Source organism: Streptococcus ratti FA-1 = DSM 20564 (assembly GCF_000286075.1).
Classification (GTDB): domain Bacteria; phylum Bacillota; class Bacilli; order Lactobacillales; family Streptococcaceae; genus Streptococcus; species Streptococcus ratti.
Genome location: NZ_AJTZ01000005.1, coordinates 1036841 through 1063818, shown reverse-complemented (window position 1 = coordinate 1063818; position 26978 = coordinate 1036841). Strand labels below are relative to the sequence as shown.

The window sequence follows — 26978 nt, the reverse complement described above, 5'->3', positions numbered from 1 at the left end:
ATCTAAGTGTTCTTGGTGCTTACCTTATGTCTAACAACCGTGATCATATTGAAGAAAAATATCAGTGGGATTTGACCACCATTTTTGCAAAGGACAGGGATTGGGAAAAAGAAGAAGAGGCGCTTGGCGCAGATTTAAAAAAGGTGAAAACTGCTGCTGGTCATCTTTTGGATTCAGGGCAAAATCTCTTAGAAATTACTAATCAGTACTTGGCTTTAAGCCGCCGTCTGGAAAAACTTTATGTTTATGCTTCTATGAAGAATGACCAAGACACAACAGTCGCCAAATATCAAGAATTTCAGGCTAAAGCAATAAGTCTGGCGGCTAAATTTAATCAGACCTTTGCCTTTTATGAGCCTGAATTTATGCAGCTGTCTAAAGAAAATTATCAGCATTTTTTAGCAGAATGTCCTCAATTGACAGCTTACAGTCATTTCTTTGAAAAATTGTTTCAGCAAAAGGAACATGTCCTGTCTCATAAAGAAGAAGAGCTGCTAGCTGCTGCGGGTGAAATTTTTGGATCGGCCGGTGAAACCTTTGAGATTCTGGATAATGCAGATATTGTCTTTCCGACAGTTTTGGACGATCAGAATCAGGAAGTTGAGCTGACGCACGGCAATTTTATTACCTTGATGGAATCTAAAGACCGCACAGTCAGAAAGGCTGCTTACCAAGCTTATTATAGTGTCTATGAACAATTTCAGCACACCTATGCTAAGACCTTAGAGACCAATGTTAAGGTTCATAATTTTCAGGCCAAGACAAGAAAATATAAAAGTGCGCGTGAGGCAGCACTGGCTGATAATTTTATTCCAGAGAGTGTCTATGACACTTTGCTGCAAGCTGTTAATAAGCATCTTCCCTTGCTTAGGCGCTATGTTAAACTTCGTCAGAAGATTTTGGGACTTGCTGATCTTAAGATGTATGATATCTATACGCCTTTATCAAAGACAGATATGAGTTTTACCTATGATCAAGCCTTAAAAAAGGCTCAAGAAGTGCTGGCAGTTTTTGGTAAAGATTATGCAGAGCGCGTGCACCGTGTCTTTACAGAACGCTGGATTGATGTTCAGGTCAATAAAGGCAAACGCTCAGGTGCTTATTCAGGCGGCTCTTACGACACAAATGCTTTTATCCTGCTCAACTGGCAGGATACGCTGGACAATTTGTTTACGCTTGTTCATGAAACAGGGCATTCGCTGCACTCAGTCTTTACCCGCGAAAATCAGCCTTATGTCTATGGAGATTATTCTATTTTTCTGGCTGAGATTGCCTCAACCACCAATGAAAACATTTTGACAGAGACGCTTTTACAAGAGGTGACAGATGATAAAGAGCGTTTCGCCATTCTCAACCATTACCTTGATGGTTTCAAGGGAACGGTCTTTCGGCAAAGCCAATTTGCTGAGTTTGAACAGCTGATTCACCAGACAGCCCAAGCAGGTGAGGTGCTGACCAGCGATTATCTGAGCAGTCTTTATGCTGATTTAAATGAAAAATATTACGGCTTGGCAAAAAAAGACAATCCAGAAATTCAGTATGAGTGGGCCAGAATACCGCATTTTTACTATAATTTTTACGTTTATCAGTATGCGACTGGTTTTGCTGCTGCCAGCTATCTTGCTCATAAGATTGTGTACGGCAGTCAGGAGGATAAGGATAAGTATCTTAGTTATCTCAAGGCGGGAAACTCAGACTATCCGCTTAAGATCATTGCCAAAGCAGGTGTTGACATGACCAAGGGAGATTATCTGGATGCGGCTTTTCAGGTTTTTGAAGAGCGACTGACCGAGCTGGAAAAATTAGTTGAAAAAGGCCTGTACAAGTAATCAAAGACAAGTCTAATGCTGCTTTGAATGCGCATAGGCACTAAAATATTAGTATATTTAATCTTAAAAAATTGTTAGAAATGGGGGAAAGGCATTGTTTCTAGCGATTTTTGACTGTGTTTGTTATAATGAAATGGTCTCTTTAAGGATAATTATTTATTGTATGAGAAGCTAGGAGGAACGATGCCGCAAACAGCTTTTATCTGGGACTTGGACGGAACTTTGCTTGATTCTTACGATGCCATTATGGAGGCTTTAGATGAGACCTACAAGCATTATCATCTGCCTTTTGATGCTGATTTTATTAGGCACTATATTTTGCAGGAGTCTGTGGGGCAGCTTTTAGATAAGATGGCTAAGCAGCAGAAGCTTTCGCCTTCTGAGTTAAAGGCCTTTTTCACAGAAGAACAGCAAAAACGTGATTGCAAAATTAAACTTTTGCCTTTTGCTAAGGAAGTCCTGCAGTGGGGAAAAGAAAAGGGCATCGAGCAATTTATCTATACCCACAAGGGAGCTTCTACCAATGCAGTGCTGGCAGAATTAGGCATTGAAGACTACTTTACCGAGGTGCTGACCAGTGTGTCAGGTTTTAAACGTAAGCCGCACCCGCAAGGGATTTTTTATCTGCTGGAAAAATACGCTTTAAACAAAGAGCACACTTATTATATTGGTGACAGGCGTCTGGATGTTGAGGTTGCTGAAAATGCAGGAATTCAATCCCTCAATCTGGTTCAGCCAAGTTCTCCCATCAATCAAAAAATTGAAAATCTTTGGGCTCTGACACAGCTGAATTGTTTTTGAACTAATGTGAAAAAGTCTGGCAGAAAATTTCATGCCATAATTTTCACTGTCCTGCCTCTCATTTTTTGTTATAATAAATACTATGGTTAAAACTTATAGTAAAAATGCCAACCGCAATATGCGCCGGCCCATTGTTTCTGAGGCCGTTCTTGCCTTTATGCGAGGGCGGCAGCAGCAAAATGATGGGGGATTGGCGAGGTTGGAAGACTTTGCTCGCAAGGAAAATATACCGATTATTCCGCAGGAAACGGCGGCCTATTTTCGTTTATTGATGCAGGTCCTGCAGCCTCAAAAAATTTTGGAAATTGGAACCGCTATTGGTTTTTCAGCACTTTTAATGGCTGAAAATGCTCCTAAATCCGAGATTACAACGATTGACCGCAATCCTGAAATGATTGCTTTGGCTAAGGCTAACTTTGCAAAATACGACAGCCGCGGACAGATTCGTCTGCTTGAAGGCGATGCTTCAGATATCTTAACTGAGCTTGATGAGACTTATGATTTTGTTTTTATGGACTCGGCCAAGTCAAAGTATATTGTTTTTTTGCCGGCTGTTTTAGAGCGTCTGGCAGTTGGCGGTCTTGTTATTTTGGATGATGTTTTTCAGGGGGGTGATGTGACAAAGCCCATTGAAGAAATTCATCGCAGTCAAAGAGCCATCTATCGCGGTCTGCAGAAATTATTTGATGCGACTTTAGCGCATCCTGATCTGACAGCTAGTCTCTTGCCGCTTGGCGACGGTCTGCTCATGATTCGTAAGAACAGCGAGGAAGCCAGACTGTCTGATTAAGTCATCTTTAAGAAATTATGATATAATAAAAGGGTTAATGACAAAAAGGAGCTTATCAAGAATGAAAAAACGTACGATTGTTACAGGATTTGTTACCCTGCTTTCTGTTGTCACATTGGCAGCCTGTTCCAAGACAACACAAAACAGTAAAATCATTACGATGAAAGGTGACACCATCACTGTCTCAGACTTTTATAATGAAGTTAAAGAATCAACTGCTTCTAAACAAGCTGTGCTGTCTCTTATCGTTTCAAAAGTCTTTGAAAAACAATACGGAGACAAGGTATCTGACAAAGAAGTAACCAAGGCTTACAACGAAGCAGTAAAATATTACGGTGATTCGTTCTCAAGTATTCTATCTTCTCGCGGCTACACCAAGGAAACTTATAAAAAGCAAATTCGTTCTGAAAAATTATTGGAATATGCGGTGAAAGAAGAAGCTAAAAAAGAACTGACAGATGCTAACTATAAGGCTGCTTATCAGGACTACAAACCGGAAGTAACTGCTCAGGTTATCCAGCTAGATGATGAAAGCAAGGCAAAATCTGTTTTAGAAGAAGCCAAAGCAGACGGCGCAGACTTTGCTAAAATTGCCAAAGAAAATACTAAGGGTGACAAGACAGAGTATACGTTTGATTCAGGCTCAACAGATCTTCCCAGCCAAGTTATAACAGCCGCTTTAGCGCTTGATAAGGACGGCATATCTGACGTTATCACGACAACGGATTCTTCTACTTACAAGCCTGTCTATTACATTGTCAAGGTGACTAAGAAAGAGAATAAAAACGCTGATTGGAAAGCTTATAAAAAGCGCCTGAAAGAAATTATTATCAATCAAAAACTGACGGATACTAATTTCCGCAATACTGTTATCGGTAAGGCCTTTAAAAAGGCTAATGTGAAAGTTAAAGACAAAACATTCAGCGATATTCTTTCACCATATGCAACAGCAAGCGACTCGTCTGCTTCGACCACGACAACAGCAACTTCAAGCGATGCAGCTACAACAACAGCAGCTGACCAAACGACAGATGCTGAAACGACAGCGTCAGAATGAATCCTCAAGGATTGACGAATACTGGAAAAGACAGTATAATTGACCTATCAAGAATTGATTTTTCATCCCTTTGCTTCAGAAAAATAGCGGTTGATGCGAGCTATGCAGAGCGAAAAATCTTGCTGCTTGATTGTTAAATTTAATATGAAAATAAGAATGACAAGTTCATTGAATGAAGGTGGTACCGCGGTTTTTCGCCCTTCGTGCAGTGAGCTTGTTTTTTTGGAGGTAAGGCTGTGAAGACCTTTCAGATTAAACAAAAAATGTGGTCACTTGGTGGCAAATTTACTATTACAGATGAGGCTGGTTTACCTTCTTACGAGGTAGTGGGAAGTTTTATGCAAATTCCCAAAACATTTACAATTTACGATATGCAGGGCAAGCAGATCAGTCAAATTCAAAAGAAAACGTGGGCTTTGCTTCCTAAGTTTTATGTGAATCTAAGCGATGGTTCATCATTTTTCTTGAAAAAAGATCTGTCGTTTTTTAAACCTCATTACACAATCGAAGATCTAGGCATGGAAATTCAAGGTGATTTTTGGGACATGAATTTTCGTCTCCTAAAAGATGGTCAGGAAGTTGCCAGTATTTCTCAGGAGTGGCTGCGCCTGACGTCGACTTATAACATTGATGTTTATGATGATCAGTATGCAGATTTGGTTATATCACTTGTCATTGCCATTGACTATGTCAAAGAAATGGAACACAGCGCAGCAAACAGCAGTTCCAACTAAATTTTATAAAAACAAAGAAAGGGAAAAGGGTTCTGTTAGCAGGTCTAATTGAACCCGATCGGAAAGCTTGAAATTTAGATAACCTGTCTGCAATCCTGATGTCAGACAGGTTCTTAAAGTTCAGCCGCTTTCTGGTCAAACTTGGTATCATAACTATGAAACAATTAACAAGTGCACAAGTACGTCAAATGTGGCTAGATTTCTGGAAGTCAAAAGGTCACTCAGTAGAACCATCAGCTAATTTGGTTCCTGTCAATGATCCGACTCTCTTATGGATTAATTCAGGTGTTGCGACCTTGAAAAAATATTTTGACGGATCTGTCATTCCTGAAAATCCACGTATTACCAATGCGCAAAAGGCTATTCGTACCAACGATATTGAAAATGTCGGCAAAACGGCCCGCCACCACACCATGTTTGAAATGCTGGGAAATTTCTCAGTCGGTGACTACTTCCGTGATGATGCTATCAAGTGGGGCTTTGAACTTTTGACAAGTCCTGAATGGTTTGATTTGCCAAAAGATAAGCTCTACATGACCTACTATCCAGATGACAAGGATTCTTACAATCGCTGGATTGAATGCGGTGTTGATCCTAGCCATTTGATTCCTATTGAAGATAATTTCTGGGAAATTGGTGCCGGCCCTTCAGGACCGGACACGGAAATTTTCTTTGACCGCGGGGAAGACTTTGACCCAGACCATATCGGTGTGCGTCTCTTGGCAGAGGATATCGAAAATGACCGTTACATCGAAATCTGGAATATCGTGCTTTCGCAATTCAATGCAGATCCAGCTGTGCCGCGTTCTGAATACAAGGAATTGCCTCATAAAAATATTGATACGGGGGCTGGTTTGGAACGTTTGGTTGCTGTCATGCAAGGGGCTAAGACAAACTTTGAAACCGACCTTTTCATGCCAATCATTCGCGAAATTGAAAAATTATCTGGTAAAACTTATGACCCAGATGGCGACAATATGAGCTTCAAAGTTATCGCTGACCACATCCGCTCACTTTCATTTGCTATCGGTGATGGTGCCCTTCCGGGGAATGAAGGCCGCGGTTATGTCCTTCGCCGTCTGCTGCGCCGTGCCGTTATGCATGGCCGCCGTTTAGGTATCAATGAATCTTTCTTGTATAAATTAGTGCCAACCGTTGGTAAGATTATGGAATCTTACTACCCAGAAGTGCTTGAAAAACAAGATTTTATTGAAAAGATTATCAAGCGTGAGGAAGAAACCTTTGCACGGACCATTGATGCGGGATCAAGCATGCTTGATGAATTGTTAGCTGATTTGAAAGCCGCTGGTAAAGACACTTTGGATGGAAAAGCCATCTTTAAACTTTATGATACTTACGGTTTCCCAGTTGAATTGACAGAAGAATTGGCTGAGGACCAAGGTTTCAAGATTGATCATGCAGGCTTCCAAGCTGCTATGAAAGAACAACAAGAGCGTGCTCGTGCCAGCGTTGTCAAAGGCGGATCCATGGGTATGCAAAATGAAACCCTGTCAAGCATTACTGAAAAATCTGTTTTCAGCTACGAAAAAGAAGCACTTGACAGCAGCCTGTCAGTTATCATTGCTGACAATGAACGCACAGAAGCTGTATCAGAAGGAGAAGCCCTGCTTGTCTTTGCTAAAACACCATTCTATGCTGAAATGGGTGGACAAGTAGCAGACCACGGTGTCATCAAGAATGATAAGGGAGACATTGTTGCCCGTGTGACTGATGTTCAAAAGGCACCAAATGGTCAAGCCCTGCACACGGTTGATGTCTTGGCTAGTTTGTCAGTAGGGACAACTTATCACTTGGAAATTGATCATGAACGCCGCAATCGGGTCATGAAAAATCACACGGCCACCCATCTTCTCCATGCAGCTCTGCACAATGTTATTGGCAATCATGCCACCCAAGCCGGTTCTCTCAATGAAGTGGAGTTTTTGCGCTTTGACTTTACCCACTTCGAAGCTCTCACATCAGAAGAACTTCGCCGTATTGAAGCAGAAGTCAATGAGCAAATCTGGAAGGCTATTCCTGTGACAGCCATTGAAACAGACCTTGATACTGCTAAGGGTATGGGTGCCATGGCTCTCTTTGGTGAAAAATACGGTAAAAATGTGCGTGTGGTTTCTATTGGGGATTATTCTGTTGAACTCTGCGGCGGTACCCATCTTAAGAATACTTCTGAAATTGGCATCTTCAAGATTGTCAAAGAAGAAGGTATCGGTTCAGGAACGCGCCGTATCTTAGCTGTAACGAGTAAGGAAGCTTTTGAAGCTTACCGTCAAGAAGAAGATACACTCAAAGAAATTGCCGCAACCCTTAAAGCACCTCAAATGAATCAGGTAGCCAATAAGGTGGCTTCGCTGCAAGAACAATTGCATAAACTGCAAAAGGAAAATGCCGAGCTCAAAGAAAAAGCAGCTGCAGCTGCAGCCGGCGATATCTTTAAAGATGTTAAGGAAGCAAATGGTGTCCGCTATATCGCAAGCCAAGTCTCTGTTTCTGACGCTGGTGCTCTCCGTACATTTGCGGATAAGTGGAAGCAAAAAGATTATTCTGACGTGCTTGTATTGGCGGCAACTATTGGCGGAAAAGTCAATGTCCTTGTAGCAAGTAAATCAAAAGATGTTCACGCTGGCAACTTGATTAAAATTTTGGCACCAATCGTTTCCGGCCGCGGCGGCGGAAAACCAGACATGGCCATGGCCGGTGGTTCAGATGCAGGGGCTATTCAAGAGCTCCTCGCTGCTATTGCCGATTATCTTTAAGGCTGAATGGGATGATGGCAGAGAGCCACAGCTGTGAACCTTAAAATTCAAACAGCTGTGGCTGTTTTGGAGCCTAAAATGCTTGTGCTTAAGGGTCTATTGCTGTTCTTCTTGATTTTTTGACAAGCTTGGTATTATAAGGGGAGATATTAATTTTGGGTACTGTAATGAATGTTGCTTTAATCATAGTTGGCGGTGGTTTGGGACTAGGATTTAAAGATCACCTCAAGCCCCAGCTGCAAAAGACATTAATGCAGGCAACAGGTGTAGCAGTCATCTTTTTAGCTATTGCCGGTGTTTTAGGGAAAATGATGATGGTTACTCAAAATCAGCTTCAAAGCGGTCATAGTTTTCTGCTCATCATCAGTTTAGCTCTTGGTGCTGTTCTTGGTGAACTCTGTCAGATTGAAGCGCGAATTGAGCAATTTGGCGATTTTCTCAAGCAAAAAACAGGCAGCCAAGGAGACAATCAGTTTGTTGACAGTTTTGTTACAGCCACCTGTACCGTCTGTGTTGGTGCCATGGCTGTTGTCGGCTCTATTCAGGATGGTATTTACGGAGATACGTCTATTTTGCTGGCTAAAGGTGTACTGGATTTGATTATCATTGCCATCTTGTCGGCCTCTTTGGGCAGAGGTGCTGTCTTTTCAGCAATTCCAGTAGCTATTTTTCAAGGCAGTATCACGGCTTTAGCAGCTTTAGCGGGAAATTTTCTATCGGCTCAAGCAGTTGACGGTATAGCTCTCGTAGGCAATGCAGTCATCTTTTGTGTCGGTACCAATTTGGCCTTCAATACAAAGGTCAAAGTCGCCAATCTCCTGCCGGCTCTTGTTATCGCCGTCATTTGGAACAGCCTAGCGGGTTAACATTTCTAATATGTAAAAAACCTAAGTTCGTTTGGACTTGGGTTTTTTAGAGCCTGTGTTTTTTAGAAAAATGACAAAATGTTTACAAATATATATATATATATTATAATTGTATTACTGATAGGTTAATAACATCAGTAAAGATTAATAATAGAGAGGCTTGAGAAAATGAAAGAAAGCGAATGGATTCATCTGTTTAAAGAGAAGAATGGGCGTGAACCTAGTAAAGAAGAAGTGGAGACAGCAATTAAAAATGGTTTGATTTTTGCTGATAATACTAACAATGGTGTAAGTGGTTATTCAAACTTTACTGCTTTTCTAAATAATCAGACATCTAAAAAAAGAAAAATTAAATTTATTATTGGTATAGTTAGTATCATTATTATTTTAGTTGCTATACTGGGTACTTTTTTTACCGTAAATTATATCGGAAATAAAAGTGTAAGTCGTGAAAAAGTTTTAAAGCTTGAATCAAAATCAAAACCTAAACCTAAACCAAAAATTACTACAAAATCTTTTTTTGCGCCAGGTAAATATATTGAAGGGGAAGATATTCAAGCAGGTAGTTATTATTTTGTAATGACTGATATTCAATATAGTTCTAATGACAGTAAGAAAAATGCCTATTTAACTTTAGAAATTCTTGATGCTGTAGGGGATTCTACAGGTACTTTTGAGATGGTTTATACAATTGGAAAAGTTTATAAAGTAACTATTCCAAAAGGTGCAACAATTATCTTAGATGATGGTTATTCACCTGAAAGTTGGAATGTAACATTTTATACTCCTAACGATTACGAAAAAGATAAAGATTCAATAAATAAATCACATAGTTCCTCTAGTGAATCTAAGTCTTCAACTTCTCAAAGTTCATCATCTACAAATTCTTCCACCTCTAGTTCGTCAGAATCCAGTTCGCCATCTACAAATTCTTCAAATTCATCAACTAAACCTATTTTAATTAGCGCATCTGAATTAACAGCTAAGTATGATGCTGGAGAACTAAAAGATGGAGAAGTATATCAGTTTACAACCTCACCAATTTGGACAGATATTTGGGGAATGAATGCCGATAACACAAAGTATCTCATTTATGTTAATAGTGGGGATCCTGAAAATGAAGACTTGATGTTATATTGTACTAAAAGTTTAGCAGATAGTATTAAAACAGCTAGTAGTATTTCTGTCACAATTAAAGTTAGCAATGTAGCAGAAACAGGAGGAGATCTTACTGTTGTTACAGCAACACCTAACTAGCTATAACTACTTTTTTTAATAATATAAAATCAGAAAAGATGGTAATTGGTTAATTAGCTTTCAACCTAAATCTTATTTAAGACGATAACTACATTTATAGCTGAAAAATGACCGTCAATTTGCTGATTTTAGGCTGTTTAATAATTTCAGGCTTCTTGTCAACTGCAGTGGCTGGCGAAAAGCTAGGTTCTGGGGAGAATGACATTTATTCTCTCTTTTTGATATTCAGTGACAATAAGATTTGCTTCTTGAAGTTAGGGAAATTGCGATATTGACGCTTAATGTCTTTGATGAGCTTGTTAGTCGCCTCAAATCTAGCGTTTGAGTTGTCTAGTTCTAAAGCGTTCGTCTGAGGCTTTTTGTGTACTCAAAGAGGCTCTAAACTTCTGGTGGAAATCTCACCCGTTACAGGTATTATAGAGCCAGAATTTTAGAATGTTATCAAAAGGTCTGATTCCGCACGAAGGAGGAATCAGACCTTTTTAATATAAGTTATTTGACATCTTTCACTTTTAAGAAGGAATTGCTTCTTAAAGCCTTTAGATCAACATCATTAGATAAAATACCAACTTTTCGTAAGTCGCTGGCTACAGAATCGAAGCTGTCATAAGCACCGGAATAGCTAGGTTCAAAAGTATAACTGTTTAGACTGGTGAGATTGCTGTCTTTGCTGCCAGCAACATAGTTCTTATTCAGCTGAATATCAACAGTTTCTTTTTTGTGTTTTTGCACCCAGTCAGCTGCTTTTTGCATGGCTAGTGTGTATTTGGCTGCTACAGCTGGATGTTTCTTGGCTATATCGTTTGCTACATAGGCGACACAGCAGTATTCATCTTTAAAGTCCTTGTCAGTTGATGAATTGGCCAGTGTTTTAAAACCGTATTGTTTTTTCAGCACCTCAGTATCAGGATCGCCAAGGGCAATGGCATCAACTTCACCCTTGTCCAGAACCTGTCCTAACTGATCGCTTTGATAAGTGACAAAGCTGACATCGCCTTTATCATCAGAAACCTTCAAACCAGCCTTTGACAGAACACGTTTAGCAAAGATGGCAGGGCTGCCAGCAACAGCAGTCACCCCAATCTTTTTACCTTTTAGATCAGCGGCAGATTTGATTTTGCCATCTTTTGTTAATACCTGCAGACAGCCAGTATGCAGACCAGTTGTAATTTTTAGCTTAGCACCGTTGGCTAAAGGCTGAATAATACTTGCCATTAAGGAATTGGAAGCATCAATCTTGCCGGCATTTAAGGCATCAAGATTAGAAGTATCCTGTCCGATTTTAACGACCTTATATTTCAGTCCAACCTTATCAAAGAAGCCTTTTTCAATAGCTATCTGCTGTGGAGCACCGCAAAGATCGGAGTTTTCGGAAATTTTTAGGACGTAAGAATCTTTTTCAGAAGCATCATAGTTTTTGGAGGTTGACGAAGAGGAATTTGAACAGGCTGCTAAGCCCACTGATATGGCAAATAAAATAAGTCCAAGTTTGAGAAATTTTAGGGTTGGGAATTTTTGCATAAGGTGGTCCTCTTTTCTTTAGAAGTTCAATGTATGTAAGATTTTTTCTTTAATAGCAATAAAATTTTGTGAGTCTCTTTCTCTAGGCCTGTCCAAATCGACTGTAACAATTTCTTTGATGACAGCTGGTCTTGGGGTCATGGCAAATACACGGTCAGAGAGAAAAACAGCTTCTTCAACATCATGGGTTACCATGATCATGGTAATCTTGCGTTTTTGCCAGATATCAATCAGCTCAGACTGCATCTTGCTTCTGGTAAAGGCATCCAAGGCGCCAAATGGTTCATCAAGCAGCAGGACATCAGGATTGTTAATCAGCGCTCTGGCAATATTGACCCGCTGCTGCATACCGCCGGATAGATTATGAGGATAAGCTTTTTCAAAACCGCTTAGTCCAACTAAGTTAATATAATCTTTAACTTCTGCCAGCCGCTCCTTTTCCTTGTTTAGTTTTAAGCCCAGAGCAATGTTATCATAAACAGTCAGCCACGGATAAAGGGTTGCTTCTTGAAAGACGAACCCAAGCTTTCGCGAAGGCTGAGTAATGATCTGCCCGTCCAGCCAAACTTCACCTTGACTGGCTCTCTCTAGACCTGCAATAATACGCAGCAGAGTTGTTTTTCCGCTTCCTGAAGGACCGACAAGGGAAATGAACTCGCCAGGTTCAATAGTCGTATTAATCTGATGCAAAGCCTCAATATCTGTATGTGCATCATCAGTCGCTTTAAAGACTTTTTGAATGTGATTAATCTTGAGTGATCCTACCATTTAATAAATCCTTTCTGCCATGAAAGCAATCTGTCACGAACCTTGAAAAGAAGCGTGATAATTAAGCTGAAAGTAATAGCAATGGTAATCAGACCAGCATAGACATTGGCATAGCCTAAGACTTCTCTCTGCCAGTTGATATACCAGCCAATACCATATTTAACGCCCAGCATTTCTGCTGTCATCAGGGTGATAAAACTGCTACAGGCACCATTAAAAATGCCGACAAAAACATTGGGAAGACTGGCCGGAAGGGCGACATGAACAATTTTTTGAAAAGTCGTAGCTCCAAGAGTATCCGCGACTTCAAAATAGGTCTTTTTGACATTCTGAATGCCTGAGTTGGTTAAAATTGTCACAGGAAACCAGACAGAGAGACTGATCAGAAAAATACTGGCGGCAAAACTGGTAGGGAAAGCTGTTAAGGCTATAGGCACAAAAGCTGTAGACGGAATCGGTCCCAGAATTTTAATAATTGGATCCAGCCAATAATTAAAAGAGGTAAACCAACCCACTAGAATACCTGTCAGTAAACCTAAAGCAATTCCGATAGCCCACGAAATAGCCAGCAGCCGCAGTGAAAAAAGATCGCATTTTAAAATGAAAGAGCCATTTTTAACAAAGACCGCTAAAATTTTATTAGGACTGGGGAAGAAAATCTCGGGCAGTAAGACCAGTTTTTCGGTGACAAGATTATAGACGGCTAGTAGCAAATAGCTGCTACCAATAAAATAGCTCTTGTGAAAGAAGGCTCCCTTTTTTCGGCGAAAAATACTGAGCAGTGCCGCTGCAAGTGTAAGGACCAAAGACAGCCAGAGAAAGTATAAATACCAAGGCTGAATTTTAGTGAAACTAACAGCAGACTTAGGAATGAGCAGCTGTGCCAAAATCGTCAGCAAAATAGCAGCACTAGCAAAGAAAAGCCGATAATAATCCTTTAGTGTTTTCAAATGACTAACTCCTTTCTTATTTCTCATTATAGTCTCCCAACTGTATTTTGCATAATCAGAAAAACTTATGCCAGACTATAAAAAGATCTTATGAGTATAAAAGTAAGCTTTCAATCAACTTGAAGACACAATCTTTTTTAGGACTTTTCTTAGGTGACGTAAGATGTGTTTTTAAGGTCTCAAACTTCCTAAAGAGCGGCGAAAAGTCTCGCTTTGCTGGTCAAAAAAATGTTTAATTTCTTTTTCCTTATAAAATCCTTAAATTTTTATCTTATAACTAATACAGGTACCAGAATACGGGCTGCGGACTATGTCAAAAAGATGAATCCTCCTAGCATCTTTAGTGATTCGTTGTCGGACTCTCTATTTTGACTTTATCCACGGGTGCCCTTTGCGACACGCAGTTTGGTTAGTCGATTTCACTAACCAAACGAAGTTAGTGAGAGAGGCAGCCAATTCACTATAGTGATTGGCGTTTGTTATCAAGTGCAAAGCACTTAGATAACAAGCCTCTGTTGTATCTTGTTGTAATTGAACATGGGCTAAAAGCGTCGAGAAAAAGAGAGTCTATCTTGTGCGCAAGCGCACCGCGCTAGTCTCCTATTTTCTTCTTGCTTTTTTAACGCCCTTTGTATCTTGTTGTAATTGAACATGGGCTAAAAGCGTCGAGAAAAAGAGAGTCTATCTTGTGCGCAAGCGCACCGCGCTAGTCTCCTATTTTCTTCTTGCTTTTTTAACGCCCTTTGTATCTTATTGTAATTGAACACGCCGACGACTCTGTGAATTTAGAGTCACTTTCCTAGATGCTTAGGGCATCGTCGTCAAGTTCCCTAAAATTCTTGGAGTCGCTTAACGGCTTTGTATCTTATATAAGGAGGACAGCATAATGGATTATATGTTAGAGACAAAAGGTTTAACCAAGCAGTTTGGTCAGCAAACGGCAGTTAATCAGCTCAATTTAAAAGTTAAACGGCATTCGATTTATGGTCTGCTAGGCCCCAATGGTTCCGGTAAATCAACAACTTTAAAGATGGTCACAGGAATGCTGAGAAAGACATCTGGGCAGATTCTGATTGATGGACATGACTGGAGCCGCAAGGATTTAGAAAATATTGGTGCTCTGATTGAATCGCCGCCGCTTTATGAAAACCTGACAGCGCGTGAAAATCTAAAGGTAAGAACTTTGATGTTAGGACTACCGGATAGTCGGATTGATGAAGTCTTAAAGATTGTTGACTTAACTAATACAGGTCAAAAAAAATCTGGTCAGTTTTCCATGGGGATGAAACAGCGCTTGGGAATCGCGATTGCTCTGCTTAATCATCCCAAACTCTTGATTTTAGACGAGCCGACTAATGGGCTTGATCCTATCGGTATTCAGGAACTGCGTGAGCTCATTCGTTCCTTTCCTGAGCAGGGGATTACAGTTATTATTTCCAGCCATATTTTGTCTGAAATTCAAATGACAGCGGATCATATCGGAATTATTGCAAATGGCGTACTGGGCTATCAAGATAAAATTCATCAAGGCGAAGATTTAGAAAAGCTCTTTACTGATGTTGTTATGAAGTATCGGGGAGGTGAGTGATATGCTGGGCATGTTTCAAGCTGAACGTTTAAAACTGAAGAGGACGATGGCGAAAAAATTACTGATTTTAGGGCCGTTATTGGTAGCGATACACAGTTTTATGGTGCCTCAGTATTTGATTACAGATGCTTATAATTGGTGGTATGTTATGATTTTGCCAGGACTATTGACTTTATTTGCTGCTTTAGTAAATACTTATGAAGAGAAAAAGCTGCACTATCGGGCAGTGTTTCCCTTGCCAATTTCCTTAAGAAAATTTTGGCTGACCAAGGTTACAACCCTTAGCTATTATTTGACCCTGAGCAGTTTCTTGCATTGTTTTCTCTTAGTCTTGTTGAAATATCTTATTTTTCCTCACTATGGAGAAACTTATCCTATTAGTCAAACGCTTCTTGCTTCTATGGTCTTACTGCTTAGTGTCCTTTGGCAATTCCCGTTTTGTTTATGGTTAGCAAAGAAATTGGGCTTAATTATCACCTTGTTAGTCAATTTTACAGCTAATATTATTTTGGGAGTTGCTTTTTCAACGACCGCTTATTGGTGGCTGTGTCCCTATGCTTGGGGTATGAGATTGATGATACCCTTTATGAAAATATATCCCAATGGACTAAAAGCAGGTTCAGAGGCAGCGGCACCGCTATTAGCAACTAGCGGCTGGTCTATATGCTTAAGTTTAATGCTGGCGTTTGTTCTTTTTGCAGGGATAACTTGGCTAACGGCTCTTTGGTTTGAAAAACAGGAGGTTAAGTAATGATTCAATTGCTCTGGGCAGAGTTTTTAAAATATAAACGTACCTTTGTGCCTTGGATACATGTGCTTTTACCAGCTGGCGTTGCTGTTTTAACTACTGTCTTTGGTTGGCTGACACCTGCTTATTCTTGGGCAAGTATTACGAGTGGCTATTTACAAGTACTGGGGCTTGCTTTTCCGTTAGTCATTGCTATTATTTGCAGCAAAGTCGTTGAATTAGAGGCAGAAGCTGGTTGCTTTCAACCTGTCTTAGCAAGTAGTCAACGAAAAATCCTTTATTTTGTAAAATTTGTTAGTCTTATCCTGATGGAAATTGTCGCTGTTTTCTTAGCTTTGTCTGTCTTTGGCCTCTTGTATCCTTCCGATGCCAATATCTTTTATCTTGCCTTTTACGGTTATGCTGGGTTGCTTTTAATGGGATCAACCGTTGTCTTATATTTACTGCATCTGGTTCTTGCTTTTTTATTTGGCAGCGGGGCAACTATTGGTCTGGGCATTTTTGAAGTCCTAATTTCAGCCCTGCTTCTAACAGGCTTAGGTGATGGCATTTGGCAATTTATTCCCTGTGCCTGGCCAGCACGATTGATGGGGACTTGGTTTAGCATGCTGCAATATCCAGATAAAAATCCTATTTTTGCCCAGCAGCTTCTCCTCTGGCTGGAAGTTGCCTTTCCAGTGACTTTGCTTGGTTTATTTCTCAGTCTTCTTTGGTTTGACAGATGGCAAGGACGGAGCAATGTTGAATAAAATATGTTATCCTAGTGAAGGAGGTTTCCTAGTATGACACGCATTTTGGTAATTGATGACGATGCAGATATTTTGGCTCTGATAAAAAATACCTTACAGCTGCAGAACTATCTGGCAGAGACTTTCACGAGCGCCGAACAGGTTGACCGCTCAAGATTGGCGCGCTATGATTTGATTTTACTGGACATTATGATGCCGGATGTGGATGGACTGAGCTTCTGCCGAGAGATTCGCTCCTTGGTAGACTGTCCTATCCTGTTTCTGACGGCTAAGACACAGGAAGCTGATATTGTTACGGGGTTAGCTTACGGAGCGGATGATTATCTGGTTAAACCCTTTGGTGTAGAGGAGCTGCTTGCGCGTATCAACGCTCATTTGCGTCGTGAAAAGCGTGAGCGCCATGCAGCCTTGCTTTTGGGTGATATTTATTTTGATTTATCCAGCAAGCAGGTAAGGGTTAGTGACCAAGTCTTGGATTTGACTAAGTCAGAATATGAGATTTGCGAGCAACTAGCCAAGCATCGTGGTCAGGTCTTTTCTAAAGACCAGCTCTATGACCACTTGTATGGCTATGAAGAACGCGGAACTCCAGCAGCTATTGCAGAGCACATTAAAAATATTCGCTCCAAGTTTAGAAATGTTGGGCAGGAGCCGATTGAAACAGTCTGGGGGATAGGGTATAAATGGCAGTAAAAAGACCGGTGCGTTCTCTTAAGCTTATCTTTGGGACTTACTTTCTATCTATTATTCTGGCTTGCTCACTGGCTGCGGTGCTGGTTCTTTTGGCTTTCAATATGCTCTATAACAGTGGTTTGGCCATTCCAGCCAACCAGACCGAAAAAATCTTATTGCATCAAAAAAAGCAGTTGGAGAAATCGGCAAACTTTCACCCGCAGCAATTGCCTAAGGACAGTCGTTATATTTTGCTAGACAAGTCTGGTAAGATCAAAAAGAGCAATATGAGCTCTAAACTGCAAGCAGCAGCCTTGCGAGTGGCTAAAGGCCAAGAAGCCGACCCCAGCATTTACGGCTATTTTATGACCTTTGAGCGTCAGGATGGCCTGCTGGTGGTGAATTATCAACTCGTTGGACGTTATCGCTTCTCTTGGATGAATCGCTACCTGCCCAGCGCTCAGTTTTTGGCTATTCTTATCTTTGCTTTAATTAATTTGCTGATTTTTGTACTGGTAACTTTTCATTTTGCCCGCAGACTGCAGCGACAATTGTCTCCAATCATTGCCACTACGCAGAAAATAGCTAAGCAGGATTTGGATTTTACGGTACAATCATCTGGTATTAAAGAATTTAATCAAGTTTTAAATAGTTTGGATACTATGCGAGCAGCCTTGAGGGATTCTTTGATGCGCAGCTGGCAATTGGAGCAGGAAAAGCAGGATCAAATAACTGCCCTAACGCATGATATAAAAACACCGCTGACAGTCATTAAAGGAAATACTGAACTGCTCATGCAAACAGAACTGTCAGAAAACCAAAAGACATTTGTGGGCTACAGTCTGAAGAACATTGGACAGGTGGAGACTTACCTTCAGCAATTGTCCTATCTAACTAAAAACAGTCAATTACAAGATTTCCATCCTGAAAAAATAAAGGTCACAGCCTTTTTGGAGGAATTATCCCAGAATAGCCAAGCTCTTGCTGCAACGAAAGATATAAAGGTTCAATTTTTCAATGATTTGTCTGATAATCAACTCACCGCTTATTGGGATAAGGGATTGTTGGAACGTGCGCTGATGAATATCATTGCCAATGCAGTAGAGCACAGTCCCAAAGGCAGTCAGCTGCAATTAGTCTGTCATCTGGAAGATGCTCTGTTTCAGTTTACTTGTCTGGATAGCGGTCAGGGTTTTTCAAGAACAGCCTTAGAAAAGGCAAAGCTGCAGTTTTTCAAAGATGACAACAGCCGTCATAATCGCCAGCATAGCGGTCTTGGGCTAACTATTGCAGACAATATCATTCGCTTACATGGCGGTAGCCTGAATTTATCTAACGATGCTAAAACCGCTGGCGCCAAGGTGGAGGTCCTTTTACCGCTGACTAAAATGTAAGCTTTATCCTATCCATAGCTTTTATAAAAAAAACGGGAATCATTTATACTCTTCAAAAATCAAAATTATAGGTCGTTGACTTCGCCTTGCCGTACTCCAGTACAGCCTGTGTTTTGTCGCCTAGTCTATTTTTGATTTTTATTGAGTATTAGTTTCCGTTTTTTTGCATATTATTCTTTTAAATTTGACTATTATACTTGTCAAAAATAAAATGATGTGTTACACTAAAATTGTCAAAGAAATCTTTTCTTGTTTTTAACAGCGAGAAAAAGTGGTGTAAAACTGCAAATAAATGAACACGGGCTAAAAGCGTCGAGAAAAAGATAGCCTGCCTTATGCGCAAAGCGCATGGCGTTAGGCTCCTATTTTCTTCTCGCTTTCTTAACGCCCTTTGTATCTTAATAATTGAACACGGCTACGACACTGTGCAAAAAGATAAAACCTGCCTAGATGCTGTCGCATCTTCGTCAGTTTTCCTATTTTGCGGTGTGTCGCTTTACGCCTTTGTATCTTAATAAAAGGAGGTTTGGAATGACAAATGTTATTGAAGTTAGAGATTTGGTTAAACGCTTTGGCGATCAAGCGGCCTTAGACGGTATTTCTTTTGAGATAAAAGAGGGTGAAATTTTCGGATTTTTGGGACCGTCTGGCTCTGGAAAAACGACAACGATTAATATTTTAACAGGGCAGCTATTGATAAATTCCGGCAGTGCAAAGATTTTTGGGAAAGAAGTACTTGCTTTGGACAGCGAAGATTTGGCACAGATTGGTATAGTCAGTGATACCAGCGGTTTTTATGAGAAAATGACACTTTATAAAAATATCCAAGTCTACAGCAAGTGGCACGGGGTTTCTAACAGCCGCGTTGACGAACTGCTGCAGCGCATCGGTTTATATGAAAGCCGTAATAAACCTGCTGAAAAACTCTCGACAGGGATGAAGCAGCGCATGCTTTTGGTACGGGCTCTCATTAACCGCCCTAAATTCCTTTTCTTAGATGAACCAACCAGCGGGCTTGATCCGGCAACATCGCGTATGATTCACGATTGGCTTTTGGAGCTGAAGGAAGAAGGGACAACTATCTTTCTGACAACACATGACATGCAGGAAGCAACGCTTCTTTGCGATCGTGTTTCCCTTCTTTATCAAGGAAAATTAGTCGAAACAGGGCGTCCCAAAGATTTGATTCAAAAGTATTATCAAGACAAGCGTGTCCGTCTTCTCTATACTGATGGACATGAAGTAGAGTTGCCTTACAGTGAATTATCTCAGCTGGAGCAAGTGGATGAAATTGAAACCATTCATTCTTGTGAGCCTACTTTGGAAGATATCTTCATCTCACTGACAGGAGGTAAATTAAATGTTTAAGCGGATGAGAGCCCTTATTTGGAGCCGAAAAGAAATGATACTTGCCAATAAACCGATTATTGTCAATATTTTCATGCCATTTTTGCTGGTTTTGCTTTATCAATTTATGTATAAAAACTTAAAAATGCAAAATACGAATGAGGTTATTTTGTATCTGGTTTCGCCGATGATTCCGGCTTTGATTGGTTATATCATGCCAACTTTAGTAGCTGAAGAAGCTGAAAAAAATAATCAGCGCAGTCTGCGTTTAGCAGGTGTCAAGAGCTGGGAGTATGTGTTGGCAAGTTTATTTTTTCCTTTTATTCTAAATGTGCTTTACATGTTTCTCTTACCCCTCTACCTAGAGGTGAAATTTGCTGACTTGGGTCTGTCTTATGTGATTATCATGCTTTTGACCTCTCTTGTTGTCTTTTTGCTTTTTTTGATGGTAGCTCTTTTGACAGATACTCAGGCTCGCGCAACCATTTTGGCAATGCCGGTCATGATGCTGACCTTCCTGCTGCCTTTATTTTCAATGATGGATAAAGGGATTGAAAAATTTATTGCTTACACTTACATGGGAGCTTATACAAGAGCCGGTACAGACTGGTTAAGCTATCAGCTGACAGATAAGAGTTTCTGGATTCTTCTAATATGGCTGCTGCTGTCTTTAGCTGGTGTTATCTGGGCAACAAAACACAAGCAAATAATCAGATAATGCGTGTGTCCAAAGGAGGAAATCATGGTTTTGATATTGAAGAATCGGCTCAAAGAATTGCGAGCCAGAAACGGTATCAATCAGACACAGCTGGCTAAACTGGCTGGTATTTCCCGCCAGACAGTCAGTCTGATTGAGCGTAATGAATACACACCGTCTGTTGTTATCGCCTTCAAGATTGCTAAAATCTTTGATGAACCTGTAGAAAATGTCTTTAGTCTAGTGGAGGTAGAGGAATGAAACAGAAGAAACAAAGCGGAACTGTAGCAAGATTTGCTAAGCAGTTACTTATTGGAGGCACCATTGGAGGCGTTCTGGGGGGTGTTGTTGGTTTCACTGTAGCAACCTTTAATATTGATAAAAATGGTCTGCCTTTTTCACAGGAGTCAGTTATTGTTACTCTTACGCTAGTTTTGAGGGTGGTATATTTACTTGCTTTGCTTTTGTCTATATTGTGTATCTATCAAGTGTTGAAGGATTACAAACGCTATCAAAATATGGATGATGACGATTCAGAAGAGCTTTATCGAGCTATGAATCGCAAGCATTCTTATGCGACGGTTTTTAATGGTGTGGCGACAAGTGTTGCCATGGTTAGCTTGGTCCTATCCTTTAAAGTTACTTTTGCTAGTGATAAGGCTGAACTGTTTTTTCCTATTTTTGATTTTGTCTTTGTCGTGGCTGGTAGTGTCTTTCAAACCTACATTCTCAAAGTTTATAGCCGTATTCGTGACATTAAAATGCCGCTTGTCCCAACTTTGAAAGAACTAAAAGCTAATGTCATGCAGATGGATGAAGCAGAGCTGGAAGCAAACTATAAGATGTCTTTTGATATTGTCATGAATCTAAACGGAGCTATCTTGCCTGCTATCTATCTCATTCTCTTTTTCTGGTCTTTTATCACTCAAAAAGTTGAAGTGACAGGGATTCTGGTAGCAGCAGTTATCCATCTTTACATTATGGTAATGCAGTTTAAAATGACAAAAGCGTATTATAAATAGAAAGAGTATTCTTATGAAATTAATCATTAATGTTTTTAAAGTTATCGGCCTTATTTTTCTCTCTTTGCTTTGCAATATTCTTCCCATGATTCTTTTGCAAAGGCAGTTCGCATTTTCTCTGCCTGTAAAATGGGGGCTGGGAATTGCTTATATTGTATTTATTGCTGTTGTTATCTATTTCTTGTGGAAGGCTCACAAAAAGTATGAACCAGCAGAAGTGGCAGATCAAAAAATGACTGCTAAAGATATTGTTATTGCTCTGCTGTTTTTCCTCGCTGCTAGGGCAGTTGCTATTGCTGGAACTTCGATCAATCAAATACTGTCAGGCCAAAAGACAACTGTCAATGATGCTGGCCTGAAAAGTTTAACCAATTTCTTTGCTGGCGGCTTCTTTTTGTACACCCTCTTATATATTATTTTAGTAGGGATTATCGGTCCTATAATTGAAGAGTTGGCCTACCGTGCTTTTCCTGATCATCTTTTGTTTAAGCATGATCGCAAAATTTTAGCCGGTGTTGTGACCACCGCTGTCTTTGCTTTTCCTCATGCGACAACGGTCTTTGAGTTTCTGATTTATGCCTGCCTTGGTGCTATACTTTATCTGGCTTATCAGCGCCGCGGCAATATTAGAGATTCCATGATGGTTCATATATTGAATAATCTTCCATCTGCTATTTATTTCCTGCTGTTTATCTTTAAATAAGTAAAATGCTTTATTACAGCTGATTTTCTCATCTGTCCGCAATAATATGCAGACAGATTTTTTATATTAAATTTATTTTTATTCTTGACTTATGAATAAATATTCGTTAAAATAATCAACATACTCAGTAAAGGAGAGATTAAGCATGAAAGTTTCAATCGTTGGTATTACAGGATATAGTGGATTAGAATTGGTTCGTCTCTTGAATAACCACAGAGAAGCAGAGCTTGTGTCGGTCTATGCAAGCAAAGAGATTGGAACACGATTGTCTGATATTTATTCATACTTAAAGGGAATCTGTGATTTAGAAATTCAGGCTTTTGACAGTCAAGCAATTATGAGTGAAACGGACCTGGTTATTTTTGCTACACCTAGCGGTATTGCTAAGGAGCTGGCCCAAGACTTCCTTGCTGCGGATTTTCCTGTCATTGATATTTCTGGCGATCACCGTCTGCCTGCTGAGATTTATGAAAAATGGTATCAAAAAACACCTGCCAAACAGTCAGATCTGGATAAATTTACCTATGGACTGGCTGAATTTACTGATGTCAAAGGAAAGAAATTTATTTCTAATCCCGGCTGCTATGCGACAGCAACAGAACTTGCTCTGCTGCCCCTGATTAAGGCCGGTGCAGCTGATTTAGACAACATTATCGTTGATGCCAAGTCAGGCTTGACAGGAGCCGGTAAGGCCCTGTCTGAATCCAGTCATTTTGTCAATGTACATGATAATTATGTGACCTATAAACTGAACCGCCACCAGCATATCCCTGAGATTGTTCAGGAACTGCAGCTCTTTGACAAAGATTTGCAGCATCTTCAGTTTTCAACCTCGCTTTTGCCTGTCAACCGCGGTATTATGGCAACTTGCTACAGTAAGTTACAGAAACCTCTGACTGAGGCTGAGATTAATCAGATATATGATGCCTGCTATGCTGATAAGGTTTTTGTCCGCATGCAAGAGGAACTTCCGGAGCTGCACAATGTCATTGGTTCTAATTTTACAGATATTGGTTTTGCTTACAATGAAGTGACTAATGTCTTAACGGTTGTATCTGTTATTGACAATTTGGTTAAAGGAGCAGCTGGTCAGGCCATTCAAAATCTCAATCTCATGATGGGATTTGATGAAACAGAAGGTCTGCTGATGTCTCCCAGCTATTTATAAGGCTGAAAGTGGATAAGTTTAGAAAGGAATAGAACCAAGAAGCCTAAAAGCACAGCATTATTGACGGCTAAGGTGAGTCAGATCTCCATTAGCCGCTCTGAGCTTGAAACAGACTCTTTAGATTGTTTTTGAGGTTCTTAGTAGTTGAGTTATGAAAGTTATTAAAGGAAATATTGCCAGTCCGCTGGGTTTCTCGGCAGATGGTTTACATGCAGGCTTTAAAAAACGGAAAAAAGATTTCGGCTGGATTGTTTCAGAAGTCCCGGCCAGCGTTGCTGGTGTCTACACGACCAATAAGGTAATTGCTGCTCCCTTGATTGTGACTAGAAATGCAGTCAAAAAAACGCAAAAGATGCAGGCTCTGGTTGTGAATTCAGGGGTTGCCAATTCCTGTACAGGTGTGCAGGGTATGGAAGATGCCCAGACCATGCAGCAGTGGACAGCTGAAAAACTGGGTATCGATAGTGACCTTGTCGGTGTTGCCTCAACAGGTGTCATTGGTGAACTTATGCCTATGGACACCTTGAAAAAGGGATTGTCAAAAATTCTTATCAATGGAAATTCAGATGATTTTGCCCAAGCGATTTTGACCACTGATACACAGACCAAGACAGTAGCTGTCACCGAGCAATTTGGCCGTGATGAGGTCACTATGGCAGGGGTCGCCAAGGGTTCGGGCATGATTCATCCTAATATGGCAACCATGCTGGCCTTCATCACTTGTGATGCTGTTATTTCAAGCGAAACGCTGCAATTAGCCCTCAGTCAAAATGTCGAAACAACTTTCAATCAGATTACAGTTGACGGTGATACCTCAACCAATGATATGGTACTTGTTATGTCTAACGGCTGTACGCTAAATGACGAAATCCTGCCAGACACCCCAGAATTTGACAAATTTTCGAGCATGCTTCATTTTGTTATGCAAGAGCTGGCTAAGAAAATAGCCAAGGACGGTGAAGGAGCCACCAAGCTTATAGAGGCTGAAGTGCTCAATGCTCCCAATGAAGCAGATGCCCGCATGATGGCTAAAAGTGTTGTCGGATCAAGTCTTGTAAAGACAGCCGTCTTTGGTGAAGATCCTAACTGGGGCCGGATTTTAGCGGCGGTGGGCTATGCTGGAGCGGATATCGCTGTGGATAATATTGATATCTATCTCGAAAATATTCCTGTTATGATTGCTTCCAGCCCTGTCAGCTTTGATGAGGAAGAGATGCAGGCTGTTATGCAGGCTGATGAGATCAAGATAAGTATTGACCTGCATGCCGGTGAACAAGCAGCTAGCGCTTGGGGGTGTGACCTTTCTTATGATTATGTGAAAATCAATGCCCTTTATCGGACTTAGCAGCTGAGCCATTAGCAAAGGAAAATAAATGAAAGATTTTATCGTTATTAAAATTGGCGGAGTAGCCGCTCAGCAGCTGAGTATGGGGTTTCTCAGTCAGATCAAAGACTGGCAGGATGCTGGCAAACACCTTGTTATTGTGCATGGCGGCGGTTTTGCCATCAACAGGCTCATGGAGGAAAACAAGGTTTCCATCAAAAAAGTCAAGGGTCTGCGCGTGACCAGCCAGTCGGACATGAAGCTAGTCAGTCAGGCCTTATTAGATATTGTTGGCAAGGATTTAAGTGAGAAACTCACTCAGTCAGGTCTTGCTAATCTGCAGCTGACCTCGCAGCTCAGGCAACTGATAAGAGCTGATTTTCTGGATAAGGATACTTATGGTTACGTAGGAGAAGTCACCAGTATTCAAAGGGCCCCTGTCTTAGAAGTGTTAAATGAGGGGAAAATCCCGCTTTTGGCTTCCTTAGGCTATTCCAAAGAAGGGGACATGCTGAATATCAATGCTGACTATCTGGCTACGGCGACAGCAGCTGCTCTGGCAGCTGAAAAACTGATTCTTCTGACAGATGTCAAAGGGGTCTTGGAAAACGGACAAGTACTGCCGGAATTAACGGTTGATCAGATTCCTAAAAAGATTATAGGCGGTGTTATTACGGGCGGTATGATTCCTAAAATTGAAAGTGCCGCAAAGACTGTTGAGTTAGGGGTTGCACAGGTTTTAATCGGCGATGGCCTGACAGAAGGAACCTTAATTCATAAAGGCTAAAAAGTACTGCCGGTAAAGAACACAATCAACTAAAACTTTCGGAAGTGACAGGAGACAAAAATGAGTAAATTATTTCAAAATTATAAAAGAGCTGCTATTGAATTTGTCAAAGCACAGGGAAATTATTTGTTTGATGCAGATGGTAAAAAATACCTTGATTTTTCAACGGGTATCGGCGTGACCAATTTAGGTTTTCATCCGCAGGTGAAAAAAGCTCTGGAAGCGCAGGCTGAGCGCATTTGGCATAGCCCTAATCTCTACCAGAATTCTCTTCAGGAAGAGGTAGCAGAAAAACTGATTGGCAATCGCGATTATCTGGCCTTCTTTTGCAATAGCGGAGCCGAAGCCAATGAGGCTGCTATCAAGATTGCCCGCAAGGCGACAGGCAAGCAGGAAATCATCACTTTTAAAGATTCTTTTCATGGCCGGACATTTGGCTCTATGTCTGCTACCGGCCAGGACAAGATAAAAGAGGGGTTTGGTGAGGGTGTCCCGCATTTTCACTACGCTGTTTTCAATGACTTGGATTCTGTTAAAAAATTAGTAAATGCTCAAACGGCAGCTGTGATGCTGGAGCTGGTTCAGGGAGAGTCTGGTGTGCTGCCTGCTAAGCAGGACTTCGTGACAGCTCTGGTTGACTATTGTCAGGAGAATGACCTGCTGCTTATCATAGACGAGGTTCAGACAGGCATGGGCCGGACAGGCAAGCTGTATTCGTTTGAGCATTACGGCATTGAGCCGGATATTTTTACTCTGGCAAAAGGTTTAGCCAACGGTGTCCCTGTCGGTGCCATGCTGGCAAAAGCACAGCTGGGTAGCGCCTTTGGTCCCGGTTCGCACGGTTCAACTTTTGGCGGGAATAAATTGGCCATGGCAGCCAGCTCAGCCGTTCTTGATATTATGACTCAAGCAGGTTTCTTAGAGCAGGCTTGGGAAAATGGCAATTATCTTCAAGACCAATTGAAAAAAGCCCTAGCTAATAATCTCAAGGTCACTCAAGTTCGCGGTCTTGGTTATATGATTGGTATTGAAACGACAGCGAATTTAGCTGATTTGGTTCAGGCTGCGCGAGATAAAGGTTTGATTGTGCTTACAGCTGGAACCAATGTTATCAGGCTTTTGCCTCCTTTGACTTTAACCAAAGAAGAACTGGATCAAGGTCTGACCATTCTAAAAGAGGTGTTTGCTTGAGAGCTAATACAGTTGACAAATTATTTTTAGCATGCTATCCTGTAGTCAATTAAATAGAGTTCTTCGGGGCAGGGTGAAATTCCCGACCGACGGTGACATGCTTTTATTGAAATCATGAAGTCCGTGAGCTGCTTAAGTGGCTGACCCAGTGAGATTCTGGGACCGACAGTATAGTCTGGATGGGAGAAGAAAAATCAGAGTGCTAAAAAGCAGTTCATGTTTTTTGGTGTATTGTAAACTA

The 26978-nt window shown here is 40.8% G+C and carries 25 protein-coding genes, 1 pseudogene and 1 riboswitch; of the genes and pseudogenes, 22 read left to right on the top strand and 4 right to left on the bottom strand.

The features are described from left to right. The first annotated feature begins 26 nt into the window (after positions 1-26). The 8 genes from pepF (at position 27) to SRA_RS06950 (ending at position 10108) form a co-directional block, all read left to right on the top strand. Positions 27-1829 carry an oligoendopeptidase F gene (gene pepF / locus SRA_RS06985; protein ID WP_003089174.1) on the top strand — a complete coding sequence of 601 codons (1803 nt, stop codon included), beginning with the start codon at positions 27-29 and terminating at the stop codon, positions 1827-1829. 183 nt (positions 1830-2012) lie between these two features. Beyond that, positions 2013-2630 (top strand): HAD-IA family hydrolase, encoded by a 618-nt coding sequence (locus SRA_RS06980; RefSeq protein ID WP_003089173.1) that lies wholly within the window; start codon positions 2013-2015, stop codon positions 2628-2630. An 82-nt stretch (positions 2631-2712) separates the two neighbouring features. Then, entirely contained in the window at positions 2713-3420 is a 708-nt protein-coding gene (locus SRA_RS06975) for an O-methyltransferase (RefSeq protein WP_003089171.1), read from the top strand. A gap of 61 nt (positions 3421-3481) precedes the next feature. Then, a complete protein-coding gene (gene prsA / locus SRA_RS06970) occupies positions 3482-4477 on the top strand; it encodes a peptidylprolyl isomerase PrsA (protein ID WP_003089169.1) in 996 nt (331 codons plus the stop codon). A 236-nt stretch (positions 4478-4713) separates the two neighbouring features. Further along, positions 4714-5211, top strand: a complete 498-nt coding sequence (locus SRA_RS06965) for an LURP-one-related/scramblase family protein (RefSeq protein WP_003089165.1) — start codon at positions 4714-4716, stop codon at positions 5209-5211. A 155-nt stretch (positions 5212-5366) separates the two neighbouring features. Then, the gene (alaS, locus tag SRA_RS06960) at positions 5367-7985 is read left to right on the top strand and encodes an alanine--tRNA ligase (RefSeq protein ID WP_003089164.1); all 2619 of its coding nucleotides are present in this window, start codon (positions 5367-5369) and stop codon (positions 7983-7985) included. A gap of 146 nt (positions 7986-8131) precedes the next feature. Further along, positions 8132-8851 carry a DUF554 domain-containing protein gene (locus SRA_RS06955; protein WP_174267040.1) on the top strand — a complete coding sequence of 240 codons (720 nt, stop codon included), beginning with the start codon at positions 8132-8134 and terminating at the stop codon, positions 8849-8851. Between the two features lie 168 nt (positions 8852-9019). Then, a complete protein-coding gene (locus SRA_RS06950) occupies positions 9020-10108 on the top strand; it encodes a hypothetical protein (RefSeq protein WP_003089160.1) in 1089 nt (362 codons plus the stop codon). A 205-nt stretch (positions 10109-10313) separates the two neighbouring features. On the opposite strand, the pseudogene SRA_RS10225 reads toward SRA_RS06950, so the two are convergent. The 4 genes and pseudogenes from SRA_RS10225 to SRA_RS06935 all read right to left on the bottom strand — a co-directional run. Further along, positions 10314-10472 (bottom strand): annotated as a pseudogene (locus SRA_RS10225) (ISL3 family transposase); the annotation flags it as partial. A gap of 128 nt (positions 10473-10600) precedes the next feature. Further along, positions 10601-11629 carry an ABC transporter substrate-binding protein gene (locus SRA_RS06945; protein ID WP_003089155.1) on the bottom strand — a complete coding sequence of 343 codons (1029 nt, stop codon included), beginning with the start codon at positions 11627-11629 and terminating at the stop codon, positions 10601-10603. 18 nt (positions 11630-11647) lie between these two features. Then, a complete protein-coding gene (locus SRA_RS06940; RefSeq protein WP_003089152.1) occupies positions 11648-12397 on the bottom strand; it encodes an ABC transporter ATP-binding protein in 750 nt (249 codons plus the stop codon). Further along, on the bottom strand, positions 12391-13377 hold the full coding sequence (locus tag SRA_RS06935) for an ABC transporter permease (RefSeq protein WP_126417946.1): 987 nt from the start codon (positions 13375-13377) through the stop codon (positions 12391-12393). The genes SRA_RS06940 and SRA_RS06935 overlap by 7 nt, the downstream gene beginning before the upstream one ends. 856 nt (positions 13378-14233) lie before the next feature. Here SRA_RS06935 and SRA_RS06930 point away from each other — a divergent pair. The 14 genes from SRA_RS06930 (at position 14234) to SRA_RS06865 (ending at position 26737) form a co-directional block, all read left to right on the top strand. After that, positions 14234-14935, top strand: a complete 702-nt coding sequence (locus SRA_RS06930; RefSeq protein WP_003089149.1) for a lantibiotic protection ABC transporter ATP-binding protein — start codon at positions 14234-14236, stop codon at positions 14933-14935. A 1-nt stretch (position 14936) separates the two neighbouring features. Next, complete coding sequence (locus SRA_RS06925) at positions 14937-15686, top strand: lantibiotic immunity ABC transporter MutE/EpiE family permease subunit (RefSeq protein WP_003089146.1); 750 nt, start codon at positions 14937-14939, stop codon at positions 15684-15686. Continuing rightward, complete coding sequence (locus SRA_RS06920) at positions 15686-16432, top strand: lantibiotic immunity ABC transporter MutG family permease subunit (protein WP_003089144.1); 747 nt, start codon at positions 15686-15688, stop codon at positions 16430-16432. The genes SRA_RS06925 and SRA_RS06920 overlap by 1 nt, the downstream gene beginning before the upstream one ends. A gap of 33 nt (positions 16433-16465) precedes the next feature. Then, positions 16466-17125 (top strand): response regulator transcription factor, encoded by a 660-nt coding sequence (locus SRA_RS06915; protein WP_003089143.1) that lies wholly within the window; start codon positions 16466-16468, stop codon positions 17123-17125. Then, positions 17116-18498 carry a HAMP domain-containing sensor histidine kinase gene (locus SRA_RS06910; RefSeq protein ID WP_003089140.1) on the top strand — a complete coding sequence of 461 codons (1383 nt, stop codon included), beginning with the start codon at positions 17116-17118 and terminating at the stop codon, positions 18496-18498. The genes SRA_RS06915 and SRA_RS06910 overlap by 10 nt, the downstream gene beginning before the upstream one ends. Before the next feature lie 531 nt (positions 18499-19029). After that, positions 19030-19866 (top strand): ABC transporter ATP-binding protein, encoded by an 837-nt coding sequence (locus tag SRA_RS06905; RefSeq protein ID WP_003089137.1) that lies wholly within the window; start codon positions 19030-19032, stop codon positions 19864-19866. Further along, entirely contained in the window at positions 19859-20563 is a 705-nt protein-coding gene (locus SRA_RS06900; RefSeq protein WP_003089136.1) for an ABC transporter permease, read from the top strand. The genes SRA_RS06905 and SRA_RS06900 overlap by 8 nt, the downstream gene beginning before the upstream one ends. A gap of 24 nt (positions 20564-20587) precedes the next feature. Beyond that, positions 20588-20803, top strand: coding sequence for a helix-turn-helix transcriptional regulator (locus SRA_RS06895; RefSeq protein ID WP_003089134.1), 216 nt, complete (start codon positions 20588-20590; stop codon positions 20801-20803). Beyond that, positions 20800-21564, top strand: coding sequence for a DUF3169 family protein (locus tag SRA_RS06890; protein ID WP_003089132.1), 765 nt, complete (start codon positions 20800-20802; stop codon positions 21562-21564). The genes SRA_RS06895 and SRA_RS06890 overlap by 4 nt, the downstream gene beginning before the upstream one ends. A gap of 13 nt (positions 21565-21577) precedes the next feature. Next, positions 21578-22267, top strand: a complete 690-nt coding sequence (locus tag SRA_RS06885) for a CPBP family intramembrane glutamic endopeptidase (protein ID WP_003089131.1) — start codon at positions 21578-21580, stop codon at positions 22265-22267. Positions 22268-22412: 145 nt separating this feature from the next. Next, positions 22413-23435: an N-acetyl-gamma-glutamyl-phosphate reductase gene (argC, locus tag SRA_RS06880; protein ID WP_003089129.1), complete on the top strand. Its 1023-nt coding sequence runs from the start codon at positions 22413-22415 to the stop codon at positions 23433-23435. 151 nt (positions 23436-23586) lie between these two features. Next, on the top strand, positions 23587-24780 hold the full coding sequence (gene argJ, locus SRA_RS06875) for a bifunctional glutamate N-acetyltransferase/amino-acid acetyltransferase ArgJ (RefSeq protein WP_003089128.1): 1194 nt from the start codon (positions 23587-23589) through the stop codon (positions 24778-24780). Between the two features lie 28 nt (positions 24781-24808). After that, positions 24809-25546, top strand: a complete 738-nt coding sequence (gene argB / locus SRA_RS06870; RefSeq protein ID WP_003089126.1) for an acetylglutamate kinase — start codon at positions 24809-24811, stop codon at positions 25544-25546. Positions 25547-25606: 60 nt separating this feature from the next. Continuing rightward, positions 25607-26737, top strand: coding sequence for an acetylornithine transaminase (locus tag SRA_RS06865; RefSeq protein WP_003089125.1), 1131 nt, complete (start codon positions 25607-25609; stop codon positions 26735-26737). A 55-nt stretch (positions 26738-26792) separates the two neighbouring features. Beyond that, a riboswitch (FMN riboswitch) is annotated at positions 26793-26932 on the top strand. Positions 26933-26978 lie beyond the last annotated feature (46 nt).